The sequence below is a fragment of the Erythrobacter sp. S267 genome (assembly GCF_057365045.1).
The window spans coordinates 910,351-924,534 of the sequence record NZ_CP200298.1; the positions used below are offsets into that span (position 1 = coordinate 910,351).

14 protein-coding genes are annotated in these 14,184 nt (G+C 60.3%); 4 read left to right on the forward strand and 10 right to left on the reverse strand.

Going from position 1 to position 14,184, the window contains the following annotated elements; translation table 11 throughout:
- Window positions 1-7 precede the first annotated feature (7 nt).
- Both drt2 and AC0V6X_RS04165 read left to right on the forward strand, forming a co-directional pair.
- Complete coding sequence (drt2, locus tag AC0V6X_RS04160) at window positions 8-1,336, forward strand: antiviral reverse transcriptase Drt2 (protein ID WP_486183330.1); 1,329 nt, start codon at window positions 8-10, stop codon at window positions 1,334-1,336.
- A gap of 183 nt (window positions 1,337-1,519) precedes the next feature.
- Entirely contained in the window at window positions 1,520-1,888 is a 369-nt protein-coding gene (locus AC0V6X_RS04165; RefSeq protein WP_486183331.1) for a hypothetical protein, read from the forward strand.
- A 235-nt stretch (window positions 1,889-2,123) separates the two neighbouring features.
- On the opposite strand, the gene AC0V6X_RS04170 is transcribed toward AC0V6X_RS04165, so the two are convergent.
- Together AC0V6X_RS04170 and AC0V6X_RS04175 are read right to left on the reverse strand one after the other, a co-directional pair.
- Window positions 2,124-2,765: a septal ring lytic transglycosylase RlpA family protein gene (locus AC0V6X_RS04170; protein WP_486183332.1), complete on the reverse strand. Its 642-nt coding sequence runs from the start codon at window positions 2,763-2,765 to the stop codon at window positions 2,124-2,126.
- A 993-nt stretch (window positions 2,766-3,758) separates the two neighbouring features.
- Window positions 3,759-4,973, reverse strand: coding sequence for an argininosuccinate synthase (locus tag AC0V6X_RS04175; RefSeq protein ID WP_486183333.1), 1,215 nt, complete (start codon window positions 4,971-4,973; stop codon window positions 3,759-3,761).
- Between the two features lie 155 nt (window positions 4,974-5,128).
- Between AC0V6X_RS04175 and AC0V6X_RS04180 the strand changes: the two genes are divergently transcribed.
- Complete coding sequence (locus tag AC0V6X_RS04180; RefSeq protein WP_486183334.1) at window positions 5,129-6,478, forward strand: acyltransferase family protein; 1,350 nt, start codon at window positions 5,129-5,131, stop codon at window positions 6,476-6,478.
- A 1-nt stretch (window position 6,479) separates the two neighbouring features.
- Here AC0V6X_RS04180 and AC0V6X_RS04185 read toward each other — a convergent pair whose 3' ends face one another.
- Complete coding sequence (locus AC0V6X_RS04185; protein WP_486183335.1) at window positions 6,480-7,811, reverse strand: class I SAM-dependent methyltransferase; 1,332 nt, start codon at window positions 7,809-7,811, stop codon at window positions 6,480-6,482.
- Window positions 7,812-7,898: 87 nt separating this feature from the next.
- Between AC0V6X_RS04185 and AC0V6X_RS04190 the strand changes: the two genes are divergently transcribed.
- Window positions 7,899-8,336, forward strand: coding sequence for a DUF1801 domain-containing protein (locus AC0V6X_RS04190; protein ID WP_486183336.1), 438 nt, complete (start codon window positions 7,899-7,901; stop codon window positions 8,334-8,336).
- 376 nt (window positions 8,337-8,712) lie between these two features.
- Here the strand turns inward: AC0V6X_RS04190 and AC0V6X_RS04195 are convergent, their stop codons facing one another.
- The 7 genes from AC0V6X_RS04195 to rlmN all read right to left on the reverse strand — a co-directional run bounded on the left by AC0V6X_RS04195 (window position 8,713) and on the right by rlmN (window position 14,133).
- Window positions 8,713-9,462: a molybdopterin-dependent oxidoreductase gene (locus tag AC0V6X_RS04195; RefSeq protein WP_486183337.1), complete on the reverse strand. Its 750-nt coding sequence runs from the start codon at window positions 9,460-9,462 to the stop codon at window positions 8,713-8,715.
- A complete protein-coding gene (locus AC0V6X_RS04200) occupies window positions 9,459-10,139 on the reverse strand; it encodes a cytochrome b/b6 domain-containing protein (RefSeq protein ID WP_486183338.1) in 681 nt (226 codons plus the stop codon). The genes AC0V6X_RS04195 and AC0V6X_RS04200 overlap by 4 nt, the downstream gene beginning before the upstream one ends.
- Window positions 10,136-10,918, reverse strand: a complete 783-nt coding sequence (locus tag AC0V6X_RS04205) for an SDR family oxidoreductase (RefSeq protein ID WP_486183339.1) — start codon at window positions 10,916-10,918, stop codon at window positions 10,136-10,138. The genes AC0V6X_RS04200 and AC0V6X_RS04205 overlap by 4 nt, the downstream gene beginning before the upstream one ends.
- Before the next feature lie 100 nt (window positions 10,919-11,018).
- Window positions 11,019-11,522 carry a glycine zipper 2TM domain-containing protein gene (locus tag AC0V6X_RS04210; RefSeq protein WP_486183340.1) on the reverse strand — a complete coding sequence of 168 codons (504 nt, stop codon included), beginning with the start codon at window positions 11,520-11,522 and terminating at the stop codon, window positions 11,019-11,021.
- Window positions 11,523-11,660: 138 nt separating this feature from the next.
- Complete coding sequence (locus AC0V6X_RS04215) at window positions 11,661-12,299, reverse strand: MOSC domain-containing protein (protein WP_486183341.1); 639 nt, start codon at window positions 12,297-12,299, stop codon at window positions 11,661-11,663.
- Complete coding sequence (locus AC0V6X_RS04220; protein ID WP_486183342.1) at window positions 12,296-12,889, reverse strand: class I SAM-dependent methyltransferase; 594 nt, start codon at window positions 12,887-12,889, stop codon at window positions 12,296-12,298. The genes AC0V6X_RS04215 and AC0V6X_RS04220 overlap by 4 nt, the downstream gene beginning before the upstream one ends.
- Window positions 12,886-14,133: a dual-specificity RNA methyltransferase RlmN gene (gene rlmN / locus AC0V6X_RS04225; RefSeq protein WP_486183343.1), complete on the reverse strand. Its 1,248-nt coding sequence runs from the start codon at window positions 14,131-14,133 to the stop codon at window positions 12,886-12,888. Before rlmN ends, AC0V6X_RS04220 begins: the two co-directional genes overlap by 4 nt.
- Window positions 14,134-14,184: the final 51 nt, after the last annotated feature.

Sequence of the window (14,184 nt, forward strand, 5' to 3'; positions counted from 1 at the left end):
AGGATAAATGGGACGCACGGTATCCCCTGCCTCCGGGTACGCACCTGAAGAAGACGAGTTCGACCCCCGCATTGATGATTTCGTTTCGAAGGAACGTAACTACACGCATTTCGACCTCCGACTGTCCGAGGCGGAACGCGAAGGGATATCGTTCACTGCTGAAGAGATTTGTGCCCACTCGTTCTGGCCGTTGCTAGCTTATGACTCGGTGGAACGGCGAGCCAAGAAGGATGACAACGGGAAAATATACTTCGAAGAGAAGGCGCGACCGATAAAGTTCGCTTCGCACTTAGATGCGGCCTTACTTGAGTGGTATTCGAAGGCGCTTTCAAGAAACTACGAGCAGTGGCTTCACGATCAGGCGTTTTGCTCCTCAATCTTGGCCTATCGGTCCGGTGTTGGCGACAACATAAGCCACGCAAAGGGCCTCTTCGATGAGATTCGTGAGCGCCGAGAATGCACCGCAATTGCCGTCGACATTAGCGGCTTTTTCGACAACATCCGCCACGATGTGCTGCTTGACGCGGTTAAGACTGTTCTCGACTCATCGCGCTTGTCGGATTTTCACTTCAAGGTCTTTAGTCGAATGACCAAGTTTTCTTGGGTCGAGTCTGACGCCTTAGAAGCGCGGTTGGGTAGCGAGTATGGAAAACTCGGCCGGATCTGCTCAGCTAAACAGTTCCGAACATTAGTCCGACCAAAGCGTGGTTCTTTAGTGCATGAGAACACTCATCCGTTCGGTATTCCTCAAGGGACGCCACTCTCTGGACTTTATGCAAATATCAGCATGCTGGAGATTGACGAGGCTCTTCACCAACTGGCGTTAAGGCTTGGTGGGACCTACAGGCGTTACTCAGACGACATTGCAATTGTGGCGCCGGGAATCATCAACCCGGATGATGTTGTCGCCAAGATCCAGATTAAATTGAGTGCAGCTGGATTGAGTCTCAGCAGCCGTAAAACCGAAAGTAGCCAGTTTTCTGTTACGTCAGGGCAGCAATACGCTGACAAGCCATTCCAGTACCTAGGCTTTACGTTTGATGGTCAACGTACGCTTATCCGCCAATCCTCGCTAAGCCGCTACTATTCCAAGATGCACAATGGTATCCGCGCAAAGGTTCGGGCCGCCCATTCGAAAGGTGTGCAGCGCGACGAAGTCTATCTTCGTGAACTCTTCCGAAGATACACGCACTTTGGCCGGTCCCGAAATTTTCCACGCTACGCCTACCGCGCGTCAGAAACGCTCGATGCACCGGAGATTCGCCTTCAAATGAGGAATCACATGACGGTCTTCAAGAAAGCTCTCCGTCACTATTTGGACCGAGCATACGGCTAAGTGGATGCGGCGGTTTTCGTAACCGGCATTTTCCTACACGCCCTAAACTGCGTATCTGAAAGAGTCCAAACGGCCCGAAGGGCCGCAAGCGCGACTGCGCGCCCGCAGCGACGCGGCCTTTAGGCCGTGTGAGCGAGGATATCGCACGCCGGATGGCTGCGCAACACAAGGACTCAGCCAACCATGACCCAGCAACTCCCCGTTCCCACTCACACCGCCACTCCCATCCCGCAGCGTTTCTCCCGCGCAGCTCAGGCGCTTTTCCTCGACAAGCTGGCGCAGTGGGGGAATGTGCGGGCGGCGGCTCGGGGGGCGGGGGTTTCTCGTTCGACCGCCTATCGCATGCGGCGGGCCTGTTTGCGCTTTGCTGAGCTGTGGGATGCAGCGCTCCTCCTGGCGCGGCCGCAGGTGGAGGAGGTGCTCGCCGACCGGGCGCTCAACGGGGTGCAGGAGACGGTCTTCTACCACGGAGAGGAGGTCGCGACCCGCACGCGCTATGACGCGCGGTTGTTGCTGGCGCATATCGCGCGGCTCGATAGTATGTTTTCTTAGCCTCAAACGCCGGCGCGGACATCCGTCCGCTTAGGCTTCCGCGCCATAAGGCGCGACGGCCAGTCGGCCTTGCGGCGGCTAGCGCCACCGTAATCGGAGATCCAGAAGCCGGAAACCTCCGCCGGTCGGTTGTAAGCGGATTTTGCCTCTGGACAGTGTGCCAAGTGTGTCAAACGCGAGGGGGAGGACGCGCGGAAGGGACAGGCCGGAGGCAGCGCAAACCAGGGGCGCAAACCTAGGGCGCGAGCAGTTCCATCTCGACCCGTGCATGGCCGCTCTGGATCATGCCGATTTGCTCTGCCGCGCCTCGGCTGAGGTCGATGGAGCGCCCTCGGATGAAGGGGCCACGGTCGTTGATGCGCACTGTGACGGAGCGGCCATTGCGCGGATTGGTGACGCGCACGAGTGATCCGAAGGGCAGGGTACGGTGCGCGGCGGTCATGGCGCGCATGTTGAAGCGCTCTCCATTGGCGGTCAGGCGGCCATGGAAGCGGCGGCCGTAATAGGAGGCGACCCCGGTGCCGAGGTCGCGCAGGACTTGGCTCTCCTCCAGCGGCGGCTCAAACGTGTCGAGGTTGACCGCGTCGCCGGGCACATGCGGGTCGATGGCGCTGCGGTCGATGGGTTCGACCACGCCTTCGAATGCGTCGGCGAAGGAGGCTTCATCAGGGATCGATTCGGTGGCGGCCTCATCAGACAATTCCGGGGCGGACAGCTCTGCGATCGGCATGGCGGTCGGGCCAGAGCGTTCGGCGTCCTGCGCTACGCTCCCCGCACTGGTAGCGGCGAGCATGGAGGCAAAGGCCAGGCGCAATGCACCGGGCAGCGCGTCGCAGCGCCGTTTGAAGGGGTCGATGATGTCGATGCTCTCTCCCATCGTGGGAACTTATATACCGATGGGTAAAGCGCAGGCAAATCGGGCGCCAACCATAGGTCGCAAATGTCATGCGATCAGGCGCAAATGGCTGCGCAAGAACCGTTGAGGAGATGGATGAGATGGTGAGGAAAATCGCAAGCGAGCCCAACGAGCGGGGCCCCAAAAGCAAATGGGGCCGGCATTGCTGCCGACCCCACTCTTACCAGCGCGTGGTCGCTGCGGTTGTGCTGGTCTTTGGGCGAACCCTCAGTCCTGCTCTCCTCTCAGCGCGCTTGGCGCTCGGCGTTGTTCCGCGTCCAGCTGCGTTCTTCTGGTCTTCCCCTTGCGGTTCCGTCCTTTGTTACGCCGCCTTGCTTCGCGGTTCGTCACCGGCGCTCGCACCGGCATCCGACGCTGCTTCGTGACTGCCTTCTGCGAGTTCAAGCCGAAGCTCTCTCCCGTTTCCAACAGCCCCTTGTCAGAGCCGAGACCAACGACACCTTAGCGGTCAGCGGGTCAAACATTGTGTGTCCGCACCCGAAAGTGCTTTCCTACAACTATCGCCAGCCAGTATCGCGGCCTTACGATGACGTCGCTTCTCTCTTGCCTCAAACAAGTCGGTTTGTTTCCAGTCGAAACCTTCATCATACCGGCTCTCAGCCAGAAAGTGGACAGTCGCCACCGTATCCTTGGTTCATGAAAAACTCTTAAAAACAGTGCCTTGCGGCTTGTCTCTGAGAGCCTTCTTGTTCCGAAGACATGATCAAATTGAGCCCGAATCCGCGTTTCGGCAAGGTCGAAACTTGCGACTTTTCCACTTTTGCAAAGATGAGCTGTGGAGGACGGTGGACAACTCAACGGTTCATCGCATTTGACACTTGGGAGCGGGAACCAAATGGCTCCGGATCGAATGGGCGTCGAATGAATGGCTAGTCAGGCTTTGCGAAAATTGCGGGTCCGCGAAATGCAGATCCTGCGACTCGGATAAGCGAGTCGCTTTGAATCACTCGCGACCTACCGGTCCCGTTTCGCTAGCAGCTTCAGGCGCAGGGCGTTCAGCTTGATGAAGCCCTCTGCGTCGTGCTGGTCATAGGCGCCGGCATCGTCCTCGAAGGTCACGTGAGCCTCCGAATAGAGCGAATGAGGCGACTTGCGGCCGACCACGCTGGCGAGGCCTTTGTAGAGCTTCAGGCGCACCGTGCCGGTTACCTTCTGCTGGCTGAGGTCAATCGCGGCCTGCAACATCTCGCGCTCCGGTGCGAACCAGAAGCCGTTATAGATGAGCTCGGCATAGCGCGGCATCAGCTCGTCTTTCAGGTGGGCCGCGCCGCCGTCGAGGGTGATCTGCTCGATCCCGCGATGCGCGCGGGCATAGATCTCTCCGCCCGGGGTCTCGTACATGCCGCGGCTCTTCATGCCGACGAAGCGGTTCTCGACGAGGTCCAGGCGGCCAATACCGTGCTTGCGGCCCAAGTCGTTGAGAGCGGTGAGGAGCGTCGCAGGCGACATCGTCTCGCCATTGAGGGAGACGCCATCGCCCCGTTCAAAGCCGATCTCGATATATTCAGGCGTGTCGGGCGCGTCCTCCGGATGATCGGTGCGAGAGTAGACATAGTTCGGGGTTTCCTCCCACGGATCTTCGAGCACCTTGCCCTCGGACGAGGTGTGGAGGAGGTTCGCGTCAGTCGAGAACGGGCTTTCGCCGCGTTTGTCGGTTGGGACCTTGATCTGGTGCTTCTCAGCCCAGGCGATGAGCGCGGTGCGCGAATTGAGGTCCCACTCGCGCCACGGAGCGATGACATGGATGTTCGGGTCGAGCGCATAGGCGGAGAGCTCGAAGCGGACCTGATCGTTGCCTTTGCCAGTCGCACCGTGAGCGATGGCGTCGGCGCCGGTCTCATGCGCGATCTCGACGAGGCGCTTGGAGATCAGCGGGCGGGCGATCGAGGTGCCGAGCAGATAGTCGCCTTCATAGCGGGCATTGGCGCGCATCATCGGGAAGACGAAGTCGCGCACGAACTCTTCGCGCAGGTCTTCGATGAAGATGTGATTGTCCGGAATGCCCATCGCGCGGGCTTTCTCGCGCGCGGGCTCAATCTCTTCGCCTTGGCCCAAGTCAGCGGTGAAGGTGACGACTTCGCAGCCGCGCTCCACGCTGAGCCATTTGGCGATGACAGAAGTATCGAGGCCGCCGGAATAGGCGAGGACTACGCGTTTGATGTCGGACACTGGCAAATCCTTGAGGGGCAAGAGAGTTGCGGCGCGGCTAGCAGGGGGAGGGCGTCGCTTCAATCCTCTCTACAGATTTAGAGAGTACGAAACTTGCGAAGTTGGCTCTGACGGCCAATCTCTAGAGCCAGAGAGTAAGACGAGAGGGATCGCAAATGTGGGCTAAAGCGCGTGAGATGGCCGAGATGGCTCCGCCAGAGCGCAATCGCTGGGTCGATTTCCTGCGCGCGCTGTCGATCATGGCGGTGGTGTTTGGCCACTGGCTGATGGCGGGGCTCTATGTCGATGAGACAGGCGTGCTGCAGAACATCTTTCTGATCGAGACACAGCAATGGACGCATTGGCTGACCTGGGTGTTTCAGGTGATGCCGGTCTTTTTCCTCGTCGGAGGCTATTCCAACGGGGTGAGCTGGACTGCGACGCTGAAGAAGGCAGAGCCGGGGCAAACCGGCGTCTACCGCGACTGGCTCGCGAGCCGCGTCCAGCGCCTGATCGCGCCAACTTTCCCGGTTCTGCTGGTGTGGGCGGTGCTGGCAGTAGTGATGACGCAGGTGGGCATTGACCGCGAGCAGATCAGCCTTGCGACGCAGACCGCGCTGATCCCGGTGTGGTTCCTTGCGGTCTATCTGCTGGTGACGGCTTGCACGCCGCTGGCGCTGAAGGCTTGGAAGCGATTTGGCTGGTTGAGCTTCGCGATCTTCATTCCGATCACCATCGGCGTCGACTACCTGACTTTCGCCCACGACGTGCCCTATCTGAACTTCACGAACTTCCTGTGGGTATTCCTGGGCATGCACCAGTTGGGCTTTGCGTGGCGTGAGGGGAAGTTTGAGAACACTTTGGTCTCTGGCGTGTGGTTCCTTGTGGGGCTCGCGGTGTTGGTCTCGATCACGGTCTATGGGTTCTACCCCGTCTCCATGGTCTCCGCACCGGACGGCTTTTCCAACTCGTTGCCGCCGACGCTGGCGCTGTTTGCGCTGGGCGTGGTGCAGACCGGGCTGGTGCTGACGCTGGAGAAGCCGGGGCGGCGGATGCTCGACAACATAACCGTGTGGACCGCGACGGTGCTGATGAACGGCATGATCATGACGGTCTATCTGTGGCACCTCACCGCCTTTGTGCTGGTGATGACCGTGTGCTGGCTGGCGCTCGGAGGGATCGGCCTCGACACCATTCCGGGCAGCGGCGCATGGTGGGCATCGCGGCCCCTTTGGCTCGGCATCTACATCCTCGCTTTGCTGCCGATGATCGCGGTCTTCGCGCGCTATGAGCGGGTGTTCCAGCCAATTCGCGGAGGGCGGACAGTGCCACGCGCCCGCGTAGTCGCTGGCGTGCTGCTGATCTGCATCGGGCTTGGAGCAACTGCAGGCATAACCATCGCCAGCCCAGAGGGCATAACCGGCCTGCGCATCTGGGTGGTGGCCGCGCCGTTTGTTGGCGCTGCTCTGCTAGGGTTTGGGCCAGCCTACCGCCCGTCGAAGGAAACCCGAGAAGGGGCGGGGTAGGCTACTCCGCCGCTTCCTTCAGCCCTTCGTCAAAGCGCCAGCTGGGGATTTCTCCGCGTTCGCGCAGGGCTGCGCTCTCTGCCTCGATATATTCGCGAGTCATCGGGATGGCTGAGCGGTCCTTCACATATTGTAGCTGCCAATTGACCATCGTGCCATTGCGGAAGCTCTGCTCAGCTCCGGCCAGGTAGAACAGCCACATGCGGTAGAACACCTCGTCATACATCTCGGTGATTTCCGCTTGGTGCTGGACAGTGCGGTTGTACCACTCTTCCAGCGTGTGGCTGTAGTGGTAGCGCATCGCCTCGACGTCCATCACCTGCCAGCCATTCTTCTCGCTCTCGGTAACGAGCTCGGAGAGGGCAGGAATGTAGCCGCCGGGGAAGATGTATTTGCGGGTCCAGGCATCGGTATAGCCCGGAGGACCAGAGCGGCCGCAGCAATGCGAGATCATCACCCCGTCGCTCTTCAGAAGCCGGTTGGTGTGCTCAAAGAACTGCGGATAGTGGATTGTGCCCACATGTTCTAGCAGGCCCACGCTGGAGATACGGTCGAACTCACCCGTCACATCGCGGTAATCCATCAGCTCGAACTTGACCTTGTCGGCCACGCCCAGCTCTGCCGCGCGCTCATTCGAGAACTTGATCTGATCAGGGGCGAGGGCAACGCCCAGCACTTCGCAATCATACATCTTGTTGAGGTAGAGGGCGAAGCCGCCCCAGCCGCAGCCAATGTCGAGCACGCGCATCGGCTTGCCGCCATTATCCTCGGGCCGCTTGAGGAACATCTTGGCGGCCAGATGCGCCTTCTTGTCCATCTGCGCTTGCTCAAGCGAGGTGTTGAACGGGTCCTCGCGATAGTATGCCATCGTGTACTGGCGATCCTCGTCGAGGAACCGCTCATACAGCTCGCGCGTCAGATTGTAGGTGTGCTCCGCGTTGGAGCGGGCGGAAGAGCGCAGGTTGATCCCGTCGACGGCGGCTTTGATCTTCTGCACCGCTTTGCGCATCGGACCCTTGGCCTTGAGTGAACTGTCACCCAGCCGCTTCGCATTCATCGTCACCAACAGGATCATGTCGCGAATGTCGTGGGGCTCTTCAACAACCAGCCAGCCCCACATGAACGCTTCGCCCGCGCCCATTTGCGGGTAGCGCACGATGTGGTTCGCGGCTTTCTTGTTGGTCAGTTTGATCCGGATCGGGCCGGGCCGTCCGCCAACCTCAGGAGGATATTCACCGCCGGGTCCGTAAGTGTGCTCGGAACCATCGTGATCGGTGACGATCAGCTGTCCGTGCTTGATCGCCTTGCTGAGAAACTTGTCGAGTAGCCACATAAGTAAACGCAGTCCCCTTCTGCTGATTGGCGTTTGGTTTGGCGCGCCATGTGTTACGATGTCAAATGCTTATATGTGGAGGGAGCCATGAGCACGAGCAAAACTGCGCCAACCGACCAATCGGTCGCGGACTTCATCGAGGCGGTCGAGCCAGCGTCCAAGCGTAAGGATGCCAAGGTTCTCGACGCGCTGTTCCGCAAAGTGACGGGTGAGCAGCCCACCATGTGGGGGCCGAGCATCATCGGCTATGGCAGCTACCACTACAGATATGAGAGTGGGCGCGAAGGGGACTCAATGCGCTCTGGCTTTAGCCCTCGCAAGGCCAAGCACTCACTCTACCTGATGGGCCGCTATTGCGACGAGGCGACGGGCAAGAAGGTCGATGCGCTGCTCGATAAAATGGGCAAGCACAAGACTGGCGCGAGCTGTGTTTACGTCAACAAGCTCGCTGACATCGACTTGGGCGTGCTCGAGGAGATTGTCGGCGAGTGTTGGGACGCGATGAACCGAGTCTATCCCGAATGACAATTCGCGGCGAGGCGCTTCGCAAATGGCCGGCTTGTGCTCTTGCCGTGTCCTCGATTTGCTGCATCAGTGCGTGCGCGTCGGGCGTCCCCCGCTTTGCGGCAAGTGCCAAAGCCGATACTGCACCTCAAACGGCTCAGCTGGATCTATGGCGATATCGTTTGACACCAATCGAGGGAATTACATTCCACGACAACGGCGTCACGGTTGTCTGGGAAACCCGCCTCAGCCCGGCGAAGTATGAAACGAAGGAAGCCTGCATGGAAGCTGGCGAACGCAGGGTCGGAGAGAACGGCTGGAACCTCATGTTGAACTGTGAGCAGCTGCCTAAGCCAATCCCTGTCTTGGCAGTGGAGGATCGCCTACCTTCGGACCCTTAGATCCCCGCATACCACTGGTAGTCGCCGACATCTTCCCAGAAACCGCCTTTGCCGCCGTGGATGTCTTCGAAACTGGCGACGGCTTCGATGGCGGTCAGGTATTTGGCGTGTTTGTAACCCAGCTGCCGCTCAATCCGCATCCGTAAGGGTGCGCCGTTCTTTTCGGGGAGCGGCTCTCCGTTCAGCTCGTGGGCGATGATGGTCTGCGGATGGTAAGCGTCGACCAGATCGACGCTCTCATAATAGGCGCGGTCATAGAGCGTGTCGGCGCAGCGAAAAAGGATGAACTTGGCTTCCTCTCGAATGCCGGCGGCGTCGAGCAATTCGGATAGCTGAGGCCCGGTCCACTCGGCAATCGCGCTCCATCCCTCGACACAGTCATGGCGGGTGATCTGGGTGCGTTGGGGGAGGGCTTTGAGCTCTTCTATGCTAAGGCTGAGCGGCGTGTCGACCAGTCCGCGAACCTCCAACCGCCAATCGGCAAAGCCTTTGGCGAGTTGGTCGCGGTAGGCGGGTTCGTCGATCCGAACGGTGCCATTGCCTTTGACGTCCGGTGAGCGTTCATCCGGCGCATATTCGGGGGCAAGGGCCTGCCGATTGGCGAGCGCGCGGTGGGCAGCGCGATGCCAGTCTTCGGCGACGTCGAACAGGTCGCTGGCGGGGCCGGTCTCGGCAAGCTGGGTGCAAGCGGCGGCAGGAGCGGCGACAAGGCCAGCGAGCAGGCTGCGGCGTTTCATATCGGTCATGCTTCGTGTTCTCCGCCTGTAATCATGGCCCACACTTGGCGTATCGGACCCGAGACCAGCACCATCACCAGATGCACCACGACAAAGCCGAACAGCGCCCAGCTGAACAGGAAGTGCAAGCTGCGCGCGCTTTGTCGCCCGCCCAGCGCATCGACTAGCCATGGCGCAATCGGCTCAAACCCCGGACTGATGGCAAGGCCGGTGAAAATCATCATTGGCAGGATCACGCCCAGCACGAAGCCATAGGTGATCTTTTGCAGGACATTGTAGGAGCCATCCTCCGCAGCGAAACGCCCCTTCAGATGCCCGCGAATATCGGCGAGGATCGCACGCGGCGTCCAGTCGCTCAGCCGCGTTGCGATGTCGCGCCCGAAGTGCCGGTTGATGAGGCTCGCGATCCACATGCCGAGCAGGCCGAGCGCGAAGATCCACGCAAAGGTGTTGTGCCAGTCGCGTGCCTCGGCAAGGTCGTAGCGCTGCGGGATCGTCGCCCATCCGGGGAAGCGCACCACAGTTGTCCAGGCATCGGCGGGATCGAAGCCGTAGTCACCCCAGTAAAGGAACCGGTGCGCGTTGGAGATGTTCAGCCCCGACATGAACAGCACCACGCAGGCCAGCGCGTTGATCCAGTGCCAGATGCGGGTGGAGAGGGCGTGGCGTTTCGCGGGTTTCTTCATTCCGCACCCTCACGCGCCAGATAGATAACGTCGCGCGGTTGGCTTAAAATGTGCTGACCGCTGTCGATGAACAGGCTCGACCCGCTTTTGAGCGTGCCTGTGGCGAGGAAGAGCGCCGCATCGACGATCTCATCCGCGCCGGTCTTGCGCTGGAGCAGGTTGAGGCGGTGGGAAACATCGGTTTCATCCTCGGTCTGATCGTGGCTCGCCAGAATAGCTCCGGGAGCGATGCCATAGACCCGCGCCGTGTCGTCCCCACGCGCTTCAGCCGCTTGGGCAAGCATCGGAATGGTCGAGGCGACTGCGTGTTTGGACATCGTGTAGCTGAAGAAATCGGGGTTCGGGTTCTCCAGCTTCATATCGGTGATCTGGATCACGCAGCGCAAAGCACGGCTCCTGGCCTTGGCGAGGAACGTCTGCGCCATCAGCGTTGGGGAGAGAGCGTTGACCTGCATCGCTTGCCGGTTCGTTGCAGGATCGAGTTTCGTCGCACCGTCATAGTCAAAAACCGATGCGGAATTCACGATCACGCGCCAATCGGGCAGTCGCGCGGCGAGTTCCTCTACCATCGCCACTGCGTTTTCATCGCTCGACAGATCGCAGCCCACAGTCTCAGCGCTCGGCAAAGTGGCCGCCAGCGCATCGGCTTCCTCGCTTGAGGAGCGATAGTGGATCACCACGTGCAAGCCCGCAGCCGCAAAGCCTTTGACGATGGCGGCCCCGATCCGGGTCGCGCCGCCTGTGACCAGGATCGCGGGAAGAGAAGGAGAAACGCTCATATACCCAAGGCCCTAACAGCGAGCATGGGCTTCATCAATTGAAACGCCGTGGTCCAAGCTGGACCACGGCGTTTCATTTGCTGTCACAAAACAACAGCGATCAGCGGCAGCGCAGGCTCCCCCGGTCGATTTCGCGACCGAGCAATCCGCCTGCAATTGCGCCAAGCAGCGTACCCGCAGTCCGATCGCCGCGCGTGTCGATCGTGCGGCCAAGCAAAGCGCCAAGGCCTGCGCCGATCACAAGGCCGGTGGTGCCATTGTCTCGCTGACAATAGTACTGCCCGTCACGGCCCCGCCATACCCGGTCTCCGCGGCGCAGACGGCGGGGTTCGTGATACCGGCCGCGCCGGTCGTAGACGCGGCTCTCGCGCCATCCGCGCCCGCGCCGATAGCGCCGGTCATCATCGTCCCAATCGTCATCGTCCCAGTCGGGATCCTCGCCATAACGAAGGCTCGAGCCGAAATCGAAGTTGAGCGAGCCGGGGGCGACCATCATGTCGTGACTTGCGCCTGGGTCGGCGGTGACAGGGAGTTCTAGAGCATTGGCTGGAACGCTGATTGCAGCGAGGGAGCCAGCGGCGGCGATAAGTGCAATGTGTTTCATGGGTCAGGTTCCTTTGCGGCCTATTCATCGAAGGCCGAACCTGATTTGTTCATTTAAAGCGAACGCTGGATGAACGGCTCGTTGGTTTTGCGGTCACAAAGACGGGACGCTCTTTTGCTGCGACGAGCAGCGATGCGCTCAGCCAAGCTTGGCCTTTGCCCGCTCGCGCAGCTTTGGGGCGAGGGTTGGGAGCGCGGCCAGCTCGGCCAGCTCATCCTTCGTCGCCTTGCCCGCGACCAGCGCCATGAAGGTCCGCTCGACGCTCCAATCGCGCGCGCCCTCTTCGATGCGTTCAAGGGTGTCGCCCGCCTGCGCTTCGCCGATTTCGAGAACCCGGAAATACCAGCCTGATCGGCCTGTTTTGATGATCCTTGCGACCATGCCTTTGTGTCCAAAGCGGCGCTCGATCTTCCAACAGGGTTGGCGTGGTTGGCTCACCTGAATGAGAGCGCTGCCCAGACGGAACGTGTCGCCGATATGGACCTGCGCCTCAGTCAACCCGCGCACGGCAAGGTTTGACCCGAAAGCGCCCGGTTCTTCGAGCAGTTCGAGCTCGCCTATCTCTTCGCGCCAATAATCATGGTGGTCGAGAGGATAGAGGTGCAGCGCCATCTCTGGCCCGCCATGCACGCGTCGGTCAGCCTGCTCGTCGGGCGCAAAGCCATCCTCCAGAATCTGGACGAGCCCTTCGCGCGGGCGCTTGGCAAAAGCACTCAGCTCCGCGCCGTTAAAGGGGCGGGCAGTGCCGGTGCAGATGGCTTCGAGCGTGTGTTTCATGGCTTGGTCGCGGTCACGGACAGCCAAGCGCGCATGACGCCATCAGCGCCTTTGCCTTCCCATGGATCGATCTTGATCCCGGTGAAACCTGCCGCCTTGAACTGAGCTAAAAGTGTCTCGCGTTGATGGCGCGTGTTTAAGCGGCCACGGTCATCGCGAAATTCGTCTTCGCCCTGTTTAAAGCTCGCATAGGCTGAGCCACCCTTGATCAAAGCCCGGTGCATAGCCCCTAGAATTGAAGGGAGGGCGGCCTTTGGGGCATGGAAGAGGCACGCATGAGCCCATACGGCGTCATAAAGGTCCTCTGCCTCCAATTCGTCAAAGCGCATGTGTCGCGCCTCGACATTATGCCTCTCCCTCGCTTTCCTGACCATTGCAGCGGTGCCATCGGTTGGGTCGACGCGAAAGCCCCGCTCAATCATCCGCGCTGCATCGCGGCCCGTGCCGCAGCCCAGCTCAAGCACAAATGCGCCCGGCTCCAATGTGTCTAGGAAGGCGTCCAAATGTCGGCTGTGAGAGCTGTCGAAAGCTAGCGTGTAATAGGGAACGCTCTGCTCGTAGTGATCGATCGTTGCGCGATCGTAGCTCACGCTTGCTCGGCTTGCGCTGCGGCTGCCTCACGATCCCGTTCAGCCCGGCTCTTCTTTTGTGCGGCTGTCTTCAACTGTCCGCAGGCTGCATCAATGTCTCGGCCACGAGGCGTGCGGACAGGCGCGCTGATGCCGCCTTCGAAGACGATGTCGCTGAACGATTTGATCCGCTCGGGAGTCGAGCATTCATATTCTGCGCCCGGCCACGGATTGAACGGGATCAGATTGACCTTGGCAGGCAGGTTGAACTGCTTGAGCAACCGGACAAGCTCGCGCGCATCTTCGTCGCTGTCATTCTTGTCCTTCAGCATCACATATTCAAACGTGATCCGCCGAGCATTGGAGGCTCCGGGATAGTCGGCGCAGGCTTGGAGCAGCTCTTCGATCCCGTATTTCTTGTTGAGCGGCACGATCTCGTCGCGCACATCTTTGGTCACGGCGTGGAGTGAGACCGCTAGGTTTACCCCGATCTCCTGACCGCAGCGTTCCATCGCCGGGATAACGCCGCTGGTGGAAAGGGTGATGCGGCGCTTGGACAGGGCCAGCCCATCGCCATCCATCACCAGGTTGAGCGCATCGCGCACATGGTCGAAATTATAAAGCGGCTCACCCATGCCCATCATCACGATGTTGGTGAGCAGGCGGCCATCAGCTGTGTAGTGGCCGGCATCCTCGTCCGTCTCCAGCCCGTCCATCACGCCTTTGGGCCATTCGCCCAGAGCATCGCGGGCCAGCATGACCTGTCCGACGATCTCTCCCGGAGTGAGGTTGCGCACAAGCCGCATCGTGCCGGTGTGACAGAAGGTGCAGTTTAGCGTGCAGCCGACCTGACTGGAAACGCAAAGGGTCCCGCGATCCGCATCGGGGATGAAGACCATCTCAAAATCGTGACCGTCATCGGTTTGGAGCAACCATTTGCGCGTGCCGTCAGAGCTATGCTGCGCCTCGACGATGTTGGGGCGACCGATCACAAAGCGTTCGCTCAGCCATGGACGCATCGTCTTGGCAATGTCAGTCATTGCGTCGAAATCAGTGACGCCGCGGTGGTAGAGCCAATGGAACACCTGCTTGGAGCGCAGCTTTGCCTGACGGTCGTCGAGACCAGCCTCAGCAAACAGCTCCCGAATGCGCGGGCGAGGCAGGCCGATGAGGTCAATACGACCATCCTCGCGCGGCGTGATATCACGCGCGACGGGCACCGGGTCCACCTGCCCGGGGATAGTCATGAGGGTCGTATCTGCCATGATTGGACGCGCATATAGGCGCGGGGCGCGCGTTTGACCAGATGCGCGTTT